Here is an 18,719-nt window from a genome sequence, read left to right as displayed (position 1 = left end):
TCCTGTTGCCGAGCAGGAAATTGTTGGTTTCCTTGTAGGTCAGGCCGCTGTTGAAGGTGGTGATCGAATCCTTGTCCCGGAAGATTACGCGATCGGCGCCGATGCCAACCTGCTTGCTGTCGCCTGACGTATTGAGCGGCCCGAAATTGCCGGGAACGGAACTGTCGTACTCATACCAGGAGCCATTGGCGGAAAAGGTCCAGTAGCCATAGGGCACGCTGACATTGCCGGAATAGCTGTTGCTCTTGCCGTGACCATCATCGCGCCAGGGGTAATCGGGGCCGGTATGCTCATAGCCGAAATTCCACTGATCGTTGATGCCGAACAGATTGTCGTAGCCGATGGAGGCCGAGCTCTTGGAATAGCCGGTCTGCTCCTGGCCGAGATTGCTGCTGCCGAATGACAGATGCCAGGGATGGCTGGGCTTGTTCTCGATATTGAGGATGGAGGTGCCATCCGTCTTGCCGGGCAGCATCGCCGTCTTGGCATTGTTGGAGGTCAGACGATTGATCTGGTCGAGCCCCTGCTCGATATCGCGCAGATTGGTGATCTTACCCCTCATGCCGGGAAAGGCCGTGGCGATCACGCCGGAGCCCGCCGCACCGAAACCCGAAACCGGCTTGCCGTTGATGTAAATATCGGCAAGCGAGCCCTCGACGGCAACGAGGCGCAGCACCTTGGTCTTGGCGATATCCTGCGCCGGCACATAGACACGGGAACTGACAAAACCCTTGTCGAGATAGAGATGCGTCAGGTCGCGCAGAAGCGCGTTGATCTCGCCGACGCCGACGCAGCGGTTCGCGTAGGGAGCGGTGACCTTGTCGATCGCGCCGGCCGAAAACTGCTTGGCGCCCTCGACCTCGATATGGGTGATGGCAAAGCACGGGCCAGACTTGCCGCCACCAGCCTTCTCCGGCTGCTGAACTTCGGCCGCAGAGGGCTTCGGCGTCATATGACCCAAGCTCTGCAGCCGCTGCTGCTCCGCTTCCTGCGCCTGACGGCGCGCGAAGTCATCATTCGGAGTTTGGGCGGCCGCGGTCGACACCACGAGGACCGCTGCCAAAAGCCCACCGATGGCGGTCGCCGCACGCGAGATTGAGGTCATAGGCTCGCTCGGATCAGTTGGAGGCGGCCTTCTGGAGCGCATCGAGCGCCGCCGACAATCCCTTCAGCGAGAATTTGATGTTGACCTTCTGACCATTCATCATCTGGACATGGCCGGTACCATCCGACGCCTTGGAAAGAGCCGACACCATCTTGGCGTCCAGCTTCTGTTGCGCCCAGCAACCCGCCTGATTGCAGTTGCGGTAGGCAAGCTGCACGACGGGCTTGTCGCTTGCATCGATGCCGATGCCCGCTGGCAGAAACATATTGAGCGGCACGAGCGTCGTCAGCACCAGTTCACTGGCCGGTTGCTTTGCCGCCTTCTTGTCCGTCGTGGCGGGCGCCGCAACCTTGGCGATCGCCAGCGTCAAAACGTTGACGTCCTGGTCACCCTGCTTCACCGTCGCAATCTGCGCGACTTCGCAGTTCGTCGTCGCTGAACCGTCCGCCGCCTTGCCGTCAATGCAGCGATAGTACCAATCATCGAATTTCTGAACGCGTGCCTGCGGCGCGGGCTGCTGCTCACTTGCCGCGGCAGAGGAGGCCTGAGCAGAACCGGTGTTGGACGACGTATTAGCTGCAGCCGGAGCAGGCTGTTCCTGCGCGGCCGCCGAAAATGCAACCAGCGCCGAGGAAAGGAACGCGATAGCGGTGAAGCTCTTGAAGGAGAAAGACTTAATTGCGGGGGGCATACTAACTACCAGGTCAAAGCCATCCGCTTGCGCAAGGCGCACGTACCTTGCTCAATCGGCATGTCGGTCGAAAATCAGGAAGGTTCACCACAGGGTGGCGTAGCCGATCATGGGCCTAATCCGCTCAATAGCAGATTTCTAAAAAAGTACAGCAAAAAGTAGCAAGCACATGAGCGATTCACACGCTCGTTTTTAGATATGCGTGTAAAATCTGCAACACCGACGTTCAACAATTGAGTAAAATTGTTGTTTGCTCTTGAAGGCACCTCTCCGGCCGATGGGCGGAGCGCGCCCGAGGAATCCTATCGTTTGGAATGATGCCAATCATCCACCTGCTTTTGCTGTTTAAGAGCGCATCACCGATTATGAGCTGCCATTCAGCGCGGATTTTAAACCCAACTCACCCCAGCAGGCGGCTTAGTTTAAAGCGTTTCGATGGTCCAGCGCGAGGGGCTCATGAATGGACGGCCTTCCTTGGCAAGGAATTTTGGTGTGACAGCGACTTGGTCGGGCGCAGGCACTCCAAAACCGGCTCAGTTCCGCGTCGAACCAACAGCAAAACAACCGCAATGATGATACGTTCCGACCATTAGAGCGCATGGTTTGAAACAAATGTAACCGTTCCCAAGTCGGGAGCGGGAAAAACTTGGGGTAAGGATCTTTGGCAATCGGGTGCTTTTCTGGAAGTGGTATTCGTGACAGCTCGGATCTCTGCAATAACAATATTCAGACTTCCAATTTAAGAAAAGCGGACAGCTTTCCTCGACAGTAGGTTAGTGGTGGACCTTAGCGTTGCTTTAAAGAAGCTGTGCAAGGATGCAGGTGCGTCTCATATACCGGCAACCTGATGAAGTTTCGAAAAAATCCAAAGATATTGCGTGGCTTCGCGAGTTCTGCAGTAAACCATACTAGCGCATTTGCTCCGGCAATATTTGCGACGATCATCGCAGTAATCGTCGTCTATGTTGCAACCAACTGGCGGCTGGAACGATCACTCGCCGACGAGCGCTCGCTGGTTGCCGGCGAACTTGCTACCATATCATCTCGGCTTCAGACGAACCTCAACAGCAATGTGAAGCTGCTGCAAGGACTGGCGGCCGGTATAACAGTCAACCCGGCAATGGACCAAAGTGCCTTTTCGAAACTCGCCGCGGAGATTTTGCAGCCGGATTCACAGTTGCGAAGCTTCGCAGCAGCCCCCGGCATGGTGGTCAAGTGGGTTTATCCAGAAAAACCAAACCAAAAAGCGATCGGTCTCGACTATCGAACGAACGAAAAGCAACGCGATAGCGCAATGCTGGCGCGCAATACTCATAATATTGTCCTGACAGGTCCTGTGGACCTCCTTCAAGGCGGAAGGGCTTTCGTTGTCAGATGCCCAGTTTATATCACGGACGGAACAAGCCAGATCTTCTGGGGTCTTGTTTCCGGAATCGTAGACATACCGAGGCTCTACCAAGATAGCGGTCTGGTATCTACCGATCTCGAGATTGCCATCAGCGACACACCGGAACCGACGATACCCAAACAAGTTTTTCTCGGCGACCTCGATACTTTTTCGAAGAATCCGGTCGTAGCATCCGTTGATATGACTTATGGCCGATGGACACTTGCCGCAGTACCTCGGGACGGATGGGGTCAAAACAGGGGATTGGCCACTTTCGAGCTCTATGCTTGCTTATTGTCCGTGTGTGTCCTTGCACCGATTGTCTGGATAGGCTTTCTGACCAAATCACGCCAAAGGACCATCGAAAAGCTTCGCCTTCACAAGAAAAAGCTTGTTCGAGCACGGCAACGGCTCGAGCACCTGTCTTTGCACGACGCGCTAACGGGCCTTCCCAATCGCCGATTTATTGACCAGATGATCTCACAGCCGCCGAGGCCGGGTCCGAAAGATTGTCTGATACTGATTCATATCGACCTGGATCGATTTAAGGAGATCAACGACACCAAGGGACATGCCGGAGGTGATACGGTCTTGCAGGCGGCAGCTTCGCGCCTTGTCGACTTGGCCGGCCCAAACGACGTGGCGGCTCGGATCGGCGGAGATGAGTTCATCTTCGCTAGCTGGAGCGCCGATCCCGCGCCGAGGGCAACTAAATTGGCTCAACAGATCGTCGATACACTCAAGCTGCCCTTGTTCGTTGACGGTTTAGAGTGTGTGGTCGGAGCAAGCGTCGGCGTGGCCTGGGAGACTGAACGTGCACAGCGAGATCTCAGTCAGCTGCGTCTCAACGCCGATTTGGCTCTATACGAAGCGAAGAAGAGGGGTCGGGGCCGGGCGGCCATATTCACCGAGGAGCTTCGCAGTGCTGCCATCCATACGAAGGAATTGGCGGACGAATTCAATCATGCGCTCGATTGCGATGAACTGGTTGCGTTCTTCCAACCGCAGTTTCATGCAGACACATTGGATATTGCGGGCGTCGAAACACTTGCGCGTTGGGATCACCCGCAAAAAGGTCTGCTCACCCCGGATAAATTTCTCGCGGTCGCGGAAAATTTGGGACGCTCCGGCGACATGGATCGGCTGATCCTCCAAAAGGCGCTGTTCGAGCTTACAAGATGGGACAGCTTGGGAATGCGCATCCCCCGCGTCTCGGTCAATATTTCCGCGCGTCGACTGGCCCAGCCAAATCTGCTTGCTGAACTGGCTGAGCTTCCTTTAGTCAAGGGTCGCCTGTGTTTTGAGCTGCTTGAAACAATCTCTTTTGACGATCTTCAACCAGCTCTCGACGAGATAATTCCGGCCGTCAAAGAGCTCGGTATCGAAATCGAGATCGATGATTTCGGCACCGGACATGCCAGTATCGTCAGTTTGCTTAGATTTGAGCCACGACGGCTTAAAATCGATCGGGAGATTGTCAAGCCGATCGTGACATCTCCATCTCAGCGCCGCCTGGTCTCTTCGATTATCGAAATCGGCCGATCGCAGAACATCGACATCGTCGCCGAAGGCGTGGAGACGATGGAGCATGCGAAGATCTTGAAAGAGCTTGGCTGCCATTTGCTGCAAGGCTATGCTCTGGCAAGACCAATGTCCTCAAAGCGGTTAATCGAATTTTGCCGCACGAAGGATAAGAAGCTCAAGCTGGTGGGATAGTCCCGGCCATCAGGAAGACTTCAGCATATCGACATGGCGATGGACGGGCTTCCATTCCCACTCCGCAGGCCGGAAGACCTTCATCAAGCGCAGCGACATCGGAACGATATCAGGGCCTGACTTCCTGACTTTGGTGTGCTGGCCTCCTGTCCAAAAGCCGGTTTCCATCCGGCGAGTTTCGAAAGACTTCGAAACTGCCCGTGCCTCCCTCCTTAAACGAGACGGTCCTTTTCGAGACGTTGACCGCCGCCGCGCCTTCCATCCTGTCCGGGACGGAGGAAAGAATGCACGACAGCGCCATCGATGAAAAGCGTTGCTTCCAGATACAGGTTCCGACACCAGGCCGTCAGGCGCCGGCGGTCTGCGCATGGGTCGCAAGCTGCTCCTCATGGTTGTTGAACAGTACGTGGACTGCATCGTGACCCGTAGGTGCGTAGTTCTGCAGCGTGGCGACCACATGGGTCTCCGAACCAGTGTTGACGCTGATCTTCGTCGAATTCGCTGCAGTATCGACCTCGGCAGTCATCGACGCGACCGCACTCGCCTCGGTCATGCCCGGATGTTCGCCGACCAGCGCATTGAGCAGGTTCGAGACATCCAGTTTGTCGCCGTCTCCCTTCGGGCTGAAGTCCGTGATGACATCCGCCATGTTGAGGTTGTGCAGGGCCTTAACATCGAGAACGAAGGTATCCGCACCAGCGCCACCTGTCATGATGTCGCCACCGCCGCCTGTCAGCAAATCGTTTCCGTCAGTGCCATAGAGGTGGTCGATCCCGCTGAAGTCGATCTCGGCCGATGCGCCGTCATGACCGAGTGAGAACTCACTGGCCGAATACTCGCCCGTGAGACCGATGGAGGCGGTGTGGGTGCCATCGGTGACGGTCAACACGCCGCCGGTCTTTGCTGCGTTCTCCGCATAGGAGAAGCTGGCGGTCGCGGCGGAGATGTCGCCGAACCGCAAGGCGTCGTTGCCGTCGAGGCCGGCGATCGTGCCGCTGAAGGCAGCCGCGTGGTCGATGGTGATCGTAGCCTGAGCGTCCTTGCCAAGCGTGATTGCCTCGTTGAACGAGCCGCCGATTTCGAGGTTGGCATGACCGGACAACAGCACGGTGCCGGTGCCGCTGACATTGCCGTCGAGATTGAGGTCGCCGCCATTCGCCCACAGCAGGCCATTATTGACGACATCGCTGTGGATATGGAGGCCACCCGTCCCGGTCGCCTCCAGCGTGCCGGTGTTGCTCACCGCATTGACGCCGGTGTCGATGACGAGCGCGTGGCTGCCGTCGGCAATGATCGTGCCTGCGTTGACCAGCGTGAGGTGGCCATCGCCGATCTGGCCGGCGCCGGAGATGGTGTTGTCGATATTCGTCAGCGTGACATGGTCACCGCTGCCGAAAATGACATTGGATGCGCTGTCGGACAGTGTCACCTTGCCGCCGCCGGTCAGCGTGAGACCTTGTTGAACGATTTCGAAGTCCGTCTCGCTGCCGGCCGAAGAGATATGGATGCTGCCGATGTTGTCGAGCGTACCGCTGAAGGGCATCAACGCACCGTCGGCAATCACCATGTCTCCGCTATTGTGCGTAACGACCGCTTCGTTGAAGAGGAAGTCGTCCGCAGTCAGCGTCGCGGCGCTGACACCTGCCAGGGTAATGGTCTCGCCATTGCCGAGTGTAATGACGGCATTGCCGGAGGCATCGCTGGACAGATGGGCCAGAGCATCGGCGAAGCTGTTGAAGCCCGCAAAGCCGATAAGGTCGATCTTGTCATGCGCCACATCGAACTTGTGCACGACGTCTGTGCCAATGGTGTTTGCAAAGACCAGTACGTCGCTGCCGCTCGATGCTGTCAGCGTGTCGTCGCCCGACCAGGCAAAGATCGGCGAACCCTTGGCATAGGCCTCGACATTATCGGCCACGGTGGCCATTCCAGTCGAACCATCGGCATTGGTCCAAGTCTCAGTGACCTGGAGAACCACCGCACCGGTTACGCCATCGGGCGAAGTCACCGTCAGCGAGGACGGATTGTTCGTCACCACGGTCCAGGTGCCGTCGGCATTATGCGTGCCTTCGTTGAGCACCCAGCCGGCGGGAAGGCCGGCAACGCTCAACGTGACCGCGCCGACGTGATGCGACGGATCTGTGACCGCGAGGTTGATGGCCTCACCGGAGACGCCGGCAGGCTTGAAGGCGTCCGAAGAGCCGCCGATTCCCGAATTGCCGGCCAGATCGGTATAACTATTCGCGTCGACCGTCACATACTTCCAGCCGTTGTTGTTGGAGTTGTAGGTGAAATTCACCGTATAAACGTCCTGGCCTGAGCCGTTTAGGCCAAGGTGCTGGAAGTTGAAAAGACTGAGAATGTTAAAAGCTGTGATGTCCGCAGCCGTAAATCCAGATACCGCCTGGCTGAAAGTGAAGGTGAAGGTGCCGACTCCGCTCCCATGGGTTTGCGTTATCGCGACTGTCGGCGGCGCGGTATCGATCTTGATGTCATAGGCGCCACTCTGCGATAGCGGGCTGGTGGTACCCGCATCCGTAAGCGAAGCCCTGAAGTTATAAGTCGATCCGTTCGTCAGCGTTGGTGTAGTGATATCGACATATCCATTGCTGATGTCGATCGCCGTCAGCGTCACCGCGGAGCCGAGTACGGTCGTGCCATTATAAAGCTGCACCGTATCACCACTGACGGCACCCGTGCCGGCCAGGCTCACCCGGATATCAAGATTGGTGTCATCCGTAACCGCACCGTCAGCCAGGCTGCCTTTGATCGATCCAACGTTGTCCGTGACCCTGCTGATGCTTGGTGCCGCCACCGCCTCGTTGGCGCCGTGGATGGTTACAACAATATCCTGCGAAGCTGTTCCATCCGCGGACGCTACAGTCAGCTTATCCGTAACCGTCTGCCCTCCATTCAACGCCTGAACATTCGATGCAGAGTTGTTGAGCGTGTAGCCCCATATACCGGTCGTCGCATTGAAGGTGAACGTGCCGTAGGTGCCAGTCAACGATGCCGGCGTCTGGAAATGGCTCTGACCGTTGTCGACGTCGGCAACCGTCAGCGCGCCATTCGCCGTCAACTGGCCATCCTCGGTGACCGAGCCGGTCGCCGTGCCGGAGATCGACGCTGCATCATTCGTGCCGTTAACTGTCACCACGACCGTCTGCGTCGTGAGACCGCCCTGGCCGTCACTCAGCTGAACTGTGAAGTTTTCCTTCGGATGATCAAAGACATTCAGCGGATCGGCCTTCGACTGGTCCAGAACATAGGTCCAGATGCCGTTCGCATTGACGTTCAGCGTGCCGTAAGTGCCGGTGACCGACCCACCCCCATTGGCAGTCTGGCCGCTGCCGGCGACTATCGACCACGCCAGTAAGGTGCTGTCGACATCAGCCCCGGTCAGATGGCCCGAGATCGTGTTGTGAGCGCTGTCATCGGCAACACCAATGCCGGCCTCGGTCACGGCGCCGCTGGCGCTATCGCCATTGGCGATCGTGATCGTCGGTGCGTCGTTCGTACCGTTGACCGTCACCACGACCGTTTGTGTCGTAACGCCACCTTGGCCGTCGCTCAACTGAACCGTGAAGCTTTCCTGCCGATGGTCCGAGGCCGTCAGCGTATCAGCCTTCGACTGATCCAGGACATAGCTCCAAGTGCCGTCCGTACCAACGCTCAGCGTGCCGTAAGTGCCGGTGACCGACCCACCATTGGCAGTCTGGCCGCTGCCCGCAACCACCGACCACGTCAGGGTCGAGCTGTCGACATCAGCCCCAGTCAGATGACCGGAAACCGTGTTGTGAGCGCTGTCGTTGGCAATGCCAATGCCGGCCTCGGTCACGGCACCGCTGACGCTGTCGCCGTTGGCGATCGAGATCTTCGGCGCATCGTTGGTGCCGTTGACCGTCACCACGACCGTCTGCGTCGTCACCCCGCCCAGGCCGTCGCTCAGCTGAACCGTGAAGCTTTCCTGCGGATGATCGGAGGCATTCAGCGGATCGGCCTTCGACTGATCCAGCACGTAGGTCCAGGTACCGTTCGCGCCGACGCTCAGCGTGCCGTAGGCACCTGTTACCGAGCCGTCGACATTGGCGGTCTGGCCGTTGCCGGAGATCAGCGACCAGGTGAGCGACGGGCCGTCCACATCAGCACCCGTCAAATGGCCGGTCGCCGTGTTGTGAGCCGCTTCGTCAGATACATTGACGCCTGCCTCGGTCACACTGCCGGCGGCGCTGTCGCTGTCGACAAGCGCAATCGTCGGCGCATCGTTCGTACCGTTGACCGTGACCACGACCGTCTGCGTCGTGACGCCACCCTGGCCATCGCTCAGCTGAACGGTGAAACTCTCCTGCGGATGATTGGAGATATTCAGCGGATCAGCCTTCGACTGATCCAGCACGTAGGTCCAGGTACCGTTCGCGCCGACGCTCAGCGTGCCGTAAGCACCGGTCACGGAGCCGTCGATATTGCCGGTCTGGCCGTTGCCAACGACCAGCGACCAGTTAAGCCCCGGGCCGTCCACATCTGCACCCGTCAGATGGCCGGTCGCTGTATTGTGAAACCCGTCATTGGGAATATTGACGCCCGCCTCGGTCACACTGCCGGCGGCGCTGTCGCTGTCGACAAGGGTAATCGTCGGAGCATCGTTCGTGCCGTTGATCGTGATGTCGATCTGTTGGGACGTGCCGTCCGCCGTCGTCACTGTGACGATGTCGTGCAGCGTCGTGTTATTGCCGGTGCTGTTCAGCGCCTGGACGGCACTATTACTGTTATCCAGCAGGTAACTCCAGTGACCGTCAGCGCCGATCGTGAAGTGACCGTAGCTCGTCGCCACGTTGCTTTGAGCGGTAAACGAAGGATCGCTATCGACATCCGTCGCCGAAAGTATTCCGCTCGCGACGGGCACCCCAGCCGCCCCGTTGTTGACGCCACCGGCTTCCGTGACACTGGCAGATACGTCACCGGTGATCACCGCAGCATCGTTTGCGCCGTTGATCGTGATGTTGAACGTGCCGCTGCTTTTGCTGCCGTCACCATCAGTCAAGGTATAGCCGATCGACAGGATCGATGTGTGACCCACTGACAGGGCATCGAACGCAGTTCCCGGCGTAATGGTCACATGGCCGGCGTCGATCGAGATCATCGACGGGCTCAGCGTCAAGCCGGCGAGATCACCCGTGGCCTTGACGCTATCGACATGGATCGCACCGTTCGCGGCCGCCCCATCGGCGCCGAAAGCGATGGTGCCAGCAGCAAGAGTAAAGGTTGGATTGTCGTTCTCAAGCATAGACCCAAGCGAAACGGTGCTTGCGATCGGCTTGTCGTCGCTGATGTTGAAGGTCAGTGTCGCGGTCTGGCTTTCACCGTCAATCGGCGCATCGCTGATTTTGACCGCGAAGTCGTCATGATTGCTCGCGCCGCTGGTCGCGCCGGTCAGCGTATAAGTATAGTTGATAGCCGTGGTAGTGACGCTGAGGATATGCAGCGTTCCATGGGCGCCCTGAATGGTGGCATTGGTATCGCCGTTGGCGATAGCGGTGCCGACGTTGAACGTATGGCCATTGATCGTCACGATCGAGGGCGCATCGCCTGCGGTGATCGCGATGCTGCCGGAATGGACGTTGGCGACGCCGGCTGTCCCCGTGCCACCTGGCAAGCCGCTTTCGCTGACACTTGACACCAGGCTCGCCGAAGAGATTGTCGGAAGGCTGTCCGTCGCCGACTGAACGACAATGGTTGCGGAACCGCCGCTCAAGGTGACGGAATCGCCGTCGAAATCCGTCGCTGTCAGATATTTCGAGAAGTCGAGCGGCAGCGTCTTGCCGCCGTCGATCGGATGGTAGAGATCGAATATGGCGTGACCGGTCGCAGGATCGACGGTCAACGTGAAGACCGTGACGCCTCCGGCCGAGCCGGTGATCGTGTGCCCATCCGCGCTGGCAAGCGTGATGGCCGCGCCGTTGTAGGTCAATCCGGTACCGCCCGTCAGGCTGCCGGACGACGTTCCAGTGGTGATGGCGTTCACCGACCAGATCAGGGGACTATCGGCGCCAGCGTGAACCAGCGAGGTCAGATCCAGCGTTGTCTCAGCGGGGGCATTGGTGGGCGTCGTCGTCGTGTCGATAACATGAATGTTGTCGAGCGTGATCGTCAGCGAATTGTCATGCGGATCGATCTCGAGTGACGTCAGTTGTTTGCCTTCGAGGGCGGTGCCGGCGGCAGAGAAGGTCGTACCAGTAGTCGTCACTGAATAGGTGTTGCCATTGGCATCGGTGCCGATGATCGTGACCGTCTTGGACGACGCACCTTTGTGGTCAAACACACCTATATCCATCTGGGTGAGGACAAAGGTCGTTCCCGTATTGGACACGAGCACGATATCGCCCCCCTTGGACGACGATTCCACATGGCCGTCGCTGACACTGCCCTCGCTGACCGTCAGTTTGGCAGCCGCAGGGTTCACCGTGTCGAAATCGATCGCGTAAGATGCCGTCGTCACTGCGGGAGCATTAATGGTCGTTTCCGAGACGGTCGCGGAAACCGAGGCATGATCAGCTAGCGTCGGCACATCATCGATCACATCGACGGAGAAGCTCTGCGTGCCGGTCGTGGTGTCGCCGTCGCCGTCATGTCCAGCAACCTGGAAGGTCAGCTTGATATCCGAGAGGTTGGTTTGATCGTTGACGTCGTCGAGCGACTTGTAAAGCGTGAAGTCGTAGGCGCCGGTGGCGTGGCCGCTGTCCTGAGACAGGGCAACCTTAAAGACCCAGCTCGACTGGTCGGCGGCGTTGCTGCCCGTATAGGCGATCAGCGTCATACCGTCGCTGCTGACCGAGTAGGACAACGCATGGCCGCCGGAGCTGAGCTTGGTCGCATCCAGGCTCTGATTGTTGCCGTAGCTCGCGGTGAAATAGCTGCCGTTCGAATGTGCCACGAAGGTAACGGCATGGGCGGCCGGGCCATCGGCGCCGAAGGCGAAATTGAGCGCAACCGCGCCGGTGCTGACGCCGGAAGGCGACAGCGAGCCCGAATTCGTCACAAGATCATGCTCGGCGAGCGTCTTCGTCGAGACGGCACCGCCAATCGACGGGCCGTCATCATCGAAACGAATGCTGCTGCCGATGGAAACAGACTTGGCGACAGTGTCGCCGTCGCTATCTGTCGCGCTCAGCACCGCCGAGAGCTTGCCGGTAAGATCGACCATATCGCCGTCCGACTTAGACGTGTTCGGGTTGGCGAGCGACATGTACTGTGCGATGCTGACCTTGCCGCTGTCATCGATGCGGATCGCAAAGGCGATTTCGCCGTCGCCGATCTTGCCGACAACCGTGCCGTCCGCGAGCTGCGAGAGCGTGATCGGCTGACCAGCACTCGTCTTCAAGCCGGAGTCGGCATTGTCGATATGAAGCGTCAGGCTGCTCGACGTACCCGGCGCATCGTCAGCGCCCATGGAGATCGACGGCGAAACGACGTTGTGCTGAGCGTAGACCGTCGACATATAGGGATCGGTGCCGCCGGTGATGCCGGCAAACAGGCTCTTGACCGCATTGCTGGCGCTGACGTCGTTGTCGCCGCTGCCGCTCTCATCGATCGTGATCGAGCCCGTGAGGGCCAGATCGACCCTCGGCGTGTCATCGACGATCGTGACTTTCAAAGCACCGGTCAGTGTCACGCGGTCGCCGTCACCGTCAGTCGCTTGAATGACCGAGCCGAAGTCGATGGCCGAGATCGAGCCATTGCCCGAACGCAGATCGTTGCCAGGACCGGCAACGTTGTCGAGCTGATCGTATTGCTGAAAGGTGAAATTGCCGCCGCCAGATAGCGACAATGACAGGACTGGCCGGTCGACAAGCGGATTGAAGCCGCTATGGTGATCGTTATCGACATAGCCGATGATCACATTGTTAACGACGGCATAGGAGAGCGCTTCGCCACCCGAAGTCAGATGCAGCGCGGCGAGCGTCGATGTCGCGTTGGAGGTGAAGCTGAAGCCGCCGCCGACAGCTGCGCCATCGGCACCGAAGGAGACGGTGGACGCAACGGAGCCAGATACGGTGGCGGCAAAGCCGAGACCAATCAGAGCGGGCTGCGAGGACGATCCGTCATGCGTGCCGTCGAGCGGGCTGTTGCCCTGCGACAGGGCGTTGTAGATATCGCCTTCGTCTGCCCTCACCGAGATGGTCGTGCCGGAAGCAACCGGGACATCGTCCGTAATGGCAATCGCCAGCGAACCCTTCGCTGCATCGCCGTCACCATCCGTGACCGTGAAGCCGAAATTCAGCTTCAAGCTGTCTTCGGTGGTCGACGATGTCGAATGAACGAGCGGCGCATCTGTGGTGAAGCTGTAGGAACCGTCCGAGCCAATCGTCAGAACTGCAACGGTGGCATGACTGGATACGCCGGTTGCCGTCCAGGTCGTCACGCCGTTCGTCGAAGACGACGCCCACGTCACGGATTCCTGGTGGCCGATGCCATGGCTGTCGAGATAGATCGCCTTCAGCGTCGGGAGGCTGTCCATCGACACGCTCTTGACGCCATCGGCGCCAGCGGAGAACAGGGCTCCTGCATTGCCGTTGATCGTGTTGACGTCCGCGCTGCCGCCGTCGAGGTTGCCATGTGCCTGTGCGTCGTCGTTAAGTGGCGTCGAGGTGACATCAACCTTATAGGCGATCGGTGCGTCGTCCTTGACGGTAATCGTGAGCGCGCCGCTGGCCGTATCGCTGTCGCCATCGGTAACAGTGAAGTTGAAAGTCAGATCCTGCGTATTTTCCGCAGTCTGGCTCGCGCCATGAGCAATCGGTGCACTCAGCGTGAAACTGTAGGAACCATCCGTGCCGATCGTCAGCGTCGCGACCGTCTGGCCGCTGTCCTTGCCCGTCGCGACCCAGATCGTCTCGCCGCCCGCCGCCATCGTCGGGCTGCCCCAGACGACCGACTCGACATGGGCAAAGCCGTCCTTGCCGGTATAGATGGCGCTGAAATCCGTGGTCGCTCCGAGCGTTACCTGATGAACTCCGTCCGCGCCGCCCGTAAAGAGCGTGCCGCTCGTGCCACTGACGCTATCGGTGTCGGCGACACCGACCGTCTCCGGGTTTCCGCCCTTCAGGGCATCGTCGTTCAACGTCACGCTGGTGACGGTGACGGTGTTTGACAGCGGCACATCGTCCGTAACATGCAGGGTCAGCGAGCCGGTCGACGTGTCGTTGTCGCCGTCCGTCACTGTGAAGGTGAAGGTCAGCGGCAAGCTTTCTTCCGTTGTGCCGGAGGTCGGATGCACGAGCGGCGCACTGGTGCTGAAGCTATAGGAGCCGTCTGCATTGATGGTCAGCGTGGCGACGGTCTCGTGGTTGGCGCTGTAGGCAACCCAAGTCGTCGCACCGCCGGAAACCGTCGGCTTGCCCCAGGTCACGTCTTCCTGCTGCGCGAAACCATTGGCATCGACATAGATCGTCTTCAATGCCGGCAGGCTGGATTGGTCGATCGAGACACTGGAAAAACCGTCGGCGCCAGCGCTGAACAGGGCACCGGCAGCGCCCGAGACGCTGTTCGTGTCGGCGCCGTTGCCGTCCAGGTTGCCGCCGGTCTGCGCATCGTCGTTGACCGATGAGGCCGTATTGTCAACCGTGTGAGCGATCGGCACGTCATCCTTGACGCCAACCGTCAGCGAGCCCGCTGCCTTGTCGCCGTCGCCATCGGTGACGGTGAAATTGAAGGTCAGGGACAAGGTCTCTTCATCGGCTTGCGCGGTCGGATGCGCAAGCGGCGCACCGGTCGAGAACGTGTAGGAACCATCGGCATTGATGATCAAGGTGGCGACGGTCTCATGATGTGCGCTGCTCGCAACCCAGGTGGTGCTGCCATCAGTGACCTGCGCCTTGCTCCAGCTCACGGCTTCCTGATGCGCAACGCCATCCGCATCGGTGTAGATCGTGGTCAGCGTCGGCAGATCCGAATGAGCAATCGCGACCTTCTTAAAGCCATCCGCGCCCGTGTTGAACAGACTGCCCGATGCGCCGCTGACGCTGTTATATTCATCGGTCTTGTCGGGGTTGCCGCCCGTGAACATATCGTCGTTGAGGAGATGCTCGGCTGTGACGGTGCTTGCGGTCGGAAGGCTGTCGGCGACGTTGAGCGTCAGCGAGCCCGTCGACTTGTCGCCGTCACCGTCGGTGACTTCAAAGCCGATCTTGAAGTTCTCATTGTCAGAGCCCTTGGCGTCGGCAAAGGCGCCGGACTGAACATAGGTATAGCTCCCATCGGCATGGACGGTCAGCGTGAAGATGACGTGGCCGGAATCCCTGCCGGTCGCGGTGTAGATCGTGTCGCCGGAGTCGTCCCTTGAGGTGCTGTAGGATAGACCTTCCTTGTGAGCTACACCGTTTTCATCGATGTTGATGGCCTTGAGACCGGTTGGATTGGTGAAGGTCAGTCGCGCGAAGCCATCGGCGCCGGTCGTGAACAGGCTGCCCGCTGCGCCGCTGACGGAGTCGCTCTTGGCGCCATCCGCCGGTGGCGAGCCTTCGCTCGGCTGCTCGACAAGCAGCTGGACGGGAGATGGATTCGTCTCCGAGGACGTCGACGTGGTGTCATGGAGGCTGCCCGATTCGACCGTCACGTTGTTAGCGACCGGAAGGCTGTCGGCGACGTTAAGCGTCAGCGAGCCTATCGCCTTGTCGCCGTCGCCGTCGGTGACTTCAAAGGAGATCTTGAAATTCTCGTTGTCGGAGCCCTTGGCATCGGCGAACGCGCCGGATTGCACGTAGGTATAGCTGCCGTCCGCACCGACGCTCAGGGTGAAGAGAACCTGGCCCGATTCCTTGCCGGTTGCGGTGTAAACGGTATTGCCCAGATTGTCCGTCGTTGTGCTATAGGACAGGCCCTCCTTGTGAGCGACTCCGTTGGCATCAATATAGATGCCCTTGAGGCCGGTCGGATCCGTGAAGCTGATTTGTTGGAAGCCGTCAGCACCGGCAGTGAACAGGCTGCCCGATCCGCCGCTGACGCTGTCGGTAGCACCTTCCGACGGGATTGACCCCTCGCTCGACTCGACGAGTGGGCGGAGCGGCATCTGCTCAGTCGGTGTTGTGTCGTAAAGACTACCTGTTCCGACCGTGACGTTGCTGGCGACAGGTTTGTCGTCGGCGACAGTGATGGTGAAGCTGTTCGTGGCGGTATCGCCATCGGAATCGGTGGCCGTGTAACCGAAGGTCAGTGTGATGGCGTCCGAGCCCTTGGCGTCGTCGAGCGACTGAACCAGCGTGAAGTTATAATGACCGTTGTCGGTGTCGGAAACCGTTGCATAGAAGACGATATTCGAACCGACCACACTCTTTGCATCTGTGACAGCGGTCGGAGCAACATCACCGGTGTAGCCGACCAGCGTACCGTCAGCGAGCAGTGCCGTGTGCACTGCAAGACCGTGTGAGCTGAGCGTGCCGTTGTTCTCACCCGTCGCCACAACCGTGGCATTGGTGAAGGCGACCGAGCGGTCGCCGGCTCCGCCTTTGTCGGTATTCGCGTTATCAGCACCCCAGGAGATGTTGAGCGAGCCGGTGGCCGTTGCGGCGCCGGTATCATGGGTCAGGGCTGCGTTGCCGGCAGCCAGCACCGCCTCGGTGACGGAGCCAGCATCGCCGGTCGAGGCGACGGGCTTGTCGTCGGCGACCGTGACGGTGAAGCTGTTCGTGGCCGTGTCCCCATCCGAATCGGTGGCCGTGTAGCCAAAGGTCAGCGTGATGGCGTCCGAGCCCTTTGCGTCGTCGAGCGACTGGAGCAACGTGAAATTATAGTGGCCATTGTCGGTGTCGGAAACCGTGGCGTAGAAGACGACGTTGGATGCGGAGGTGGCTGTCGGAGCAACATCACCGGTGTAACCGACCAGCGTACCATTGGCCAAAAGTGCCGTGTGGACGGCCAGGCCATGCGAGGTCAGCGCACCGTTGTCCTCACCCGTCACCGCAACCGTGGCATTGGCGAAGGCGACCGAGCGGTCGCCGGCTCCGCCTTTGTCGGTATTGGCGTTGTCAGCACCCCAGGAGATGTTGAGCGAGCCGGTGGCCGTTGCGGCCCCAGTATCATGGGTCAGGACTGCGTTGCCGGCAGCCAGCGCCGCCTCGGTGATCGAGCCCACATCGCCGGTCGAGGCGACGGGCTTGTCGTCGGCGACCGTGACTGTGAAGCTGTTCGTGGCCGTATCACCATCGGAATCGGTGGCAGTATAGCCGAAGGTCAGCGTGATTGCGTCAGAACCCTTGGCATCATCGAGCGACTGCACCAACGTGAAATTATAGTGGCCGTTGTCGGTGTCGGAGACCGTCGCATAGAAGACGACGTTGGATGCGGAGGTTGCCGTCGGAGCCACCTCACCAGTGTAACCCACCAGCGTACCATTGGCCAAAATCGCCGTGTGCACGGCGAGGCCATGTGAGGTTAGCACGCCGTTGTCCTCACCCGTCGCCGCAACCGTGGCATTGGTGAAGGCGACCGAGCGATCGCCGAGACCGCCCTTGTCGGTGTTTGCGCTATCAGCGCCCCAGGAGATGTTGAGCGAGCCGGTGGCCGTTGCGGCGCCGGTATCATGGGTCAGGACTGCGTTGCCGGAAGCCAGCGCCGCCTCGGTGACCGAACCCGTCGTACCGACGGCCGCAACCGGCACGCTATCGGTGATGTCGACGCTCGCGACAGCCGAAACCGTGTGGCCGCTCGTGTCGGAGACCGTGTAGCGAAATTGCAGTTCAAGCACATCGCTGGCCGAATTGGCACCGCGTGGATGGTCGAGGGCAGCCAGCTGGGTGAAGGTGTACTCGCCGGTCGAGGCGTTGAATACCAGCGTGAAGACCGTGACGCCATTGGCGACGCCGGTGACGGTCTGGCCGTTCTGGGTGACAACAACCGCAACACCGCCGGAGGTCAGGCCCGACAGCTGCTGTGTGCCGCTGCTGGTGATTTCTGCCTCGCCAACCAGCGTGACAGTGGTGATCGAGGCATTGTTGCCGCCGAAGCCGAAGCGGCCGGTGCTGCTTGAGGTAAGGAAGGCGCCGGTGCTGCTGCCGCGCTCGACCAACGAGGCCGTTTCAGTCGCCTGCGGATCGATGAAGGGAACACGGGTTTGGGTGCCGGAGAGATTGCCGCCGTTGCCGCCTCCGATTAAGTCACCAGGGCCGAGAAGGCCGATCAGATTCAGCGGAGTGCGCGGATTCCCGGCCTGGCTGTCCGTGAACTGGTGACCGGAGTCCGCGCCATTGCCGGCGTGAACCGAACCATCGGGACCTTCGGCGACATTGATGCCCTGCTGCTGTAATGCCGCGACGACGGCCTGCTGCGGCAGCGTCACTTCCCCGATCAGGAAGGTCGGAACATGCAGAGCACCGTTGATGATGACAATGCGCGTTCCGTCGGCCTGGATGAGAACAAGGTTGCGTCCCTCGACATGGATGTCGTCGATAGAAGTGTTCGGCGGCAGATGAACGACGTTGCCCTGATCCGGCACGATCTGGATCGGCGCCGTGGCGGGAGCATTTTGCGGCTCGCTCGCGCCTAGCCGCCCCGTTTTGCCATTCGCCTGTTGTTCCTCGGCTTGTGCCACCTCGAATGCAGCGACATCAGCATTCTGCGACAACGTCGGCGCATAACCGGGGCCAGCATCGGCTGCAATGCCCTCGTCCCGACCGCTTGATGCGAAATCATGCGAAGCAGCTTCGTGGTCTACGGTCGAAATGCGCAAGTCGTCCATGGGTCTGGCTCCCGGTGTCTATCAATTTGCCGCAATCAATTACGGGAGCAGGACGATTGCAATACTTCCTTAACCTCATCGATATAGCCGG

Annotated in this window: 4 protein-coding genes; 1 reads left to right on the top strand and 3 read right to left on the bottom strand. The window is 59.6% G+C overall.

The genetic code is table 11. The annotated features are described in order from the left end of the window. Together JJQ51_RS29530 and JJQ51_RS29525 are read right to left on the bottom strand one after the other, a co-directional pair. Positions 1–1,105: ShlB/FhaC/HecB family hemolysin secretion/activation protein (locus tag JJQ51_RS29530; protein ID WP_269245625.1), on the bottom strand; the 1,105-nt coding region annotated here is incomplete at its 3' end. A 13-nt stretch (positions 1,106–1,118) separates the two neighbouring features. Next, positions 1,119–1,796, bottom strand: a complete 678-nt coding sequence (locus JJQ51_RS29525) for an invasion associated locus B family protein (RefSeq protein ID WP_152095659.1) — start codon at positions 1,794–1,796, stop codon at positions 1,119–1,121. A gap of 847 nt (positions 1,797–2,643) precedes the next feature. Between JJQ51_RS29525 and JJQ51_RS29520 the strand changes: the two genes are divergently transcribed. Then, positions 2,644–4,899: a bifunctional diguanylate cyclase/phosphodiesterase gene (locus tag JJQ51_RS29520; protein WP_152095658.1), complete on the top strand. Its 2,256-nt coding sequence runs from the start codon at positions 2,644–2,646 to the stop codon at positions 4,897–4,899. A 346-nt stretch (positions 4,900–5,245) separates the two neighbouring features. Here the strand turns inward: JJQ51_RS29520 and JJQ51_RS29515 are convergent, their stop codons facing one another. Further along, positions 5,246–18,628 (bottom strand): beta strand repeat-containing protein, encoded by a 13,383-nt coding sequence (locus tag JJQ51_RS29515; RefSeq protein WP_269245624.1) that lies wholly within the window; start codon positions 18,626–18,628, stop codon positions 5,246–5,248. Between the last annotated feature and the right edge of the window lie 91 nt (positions 18,629–18,719).

This window comes from Rhizobium sp. AG207R (assembly GCF_027109195.1).
GTDB lineage: Bacteria > Pseudomonadota > Alphaproteobacteria > Rhizobiales > Rhizobiaceae > Rhizobium > Rhizobium dioscoreae.
Note: the sequence above shows the minus strand (reverse complement) of the source record. Positions and strands in the feature narration are given on the sequence as shown.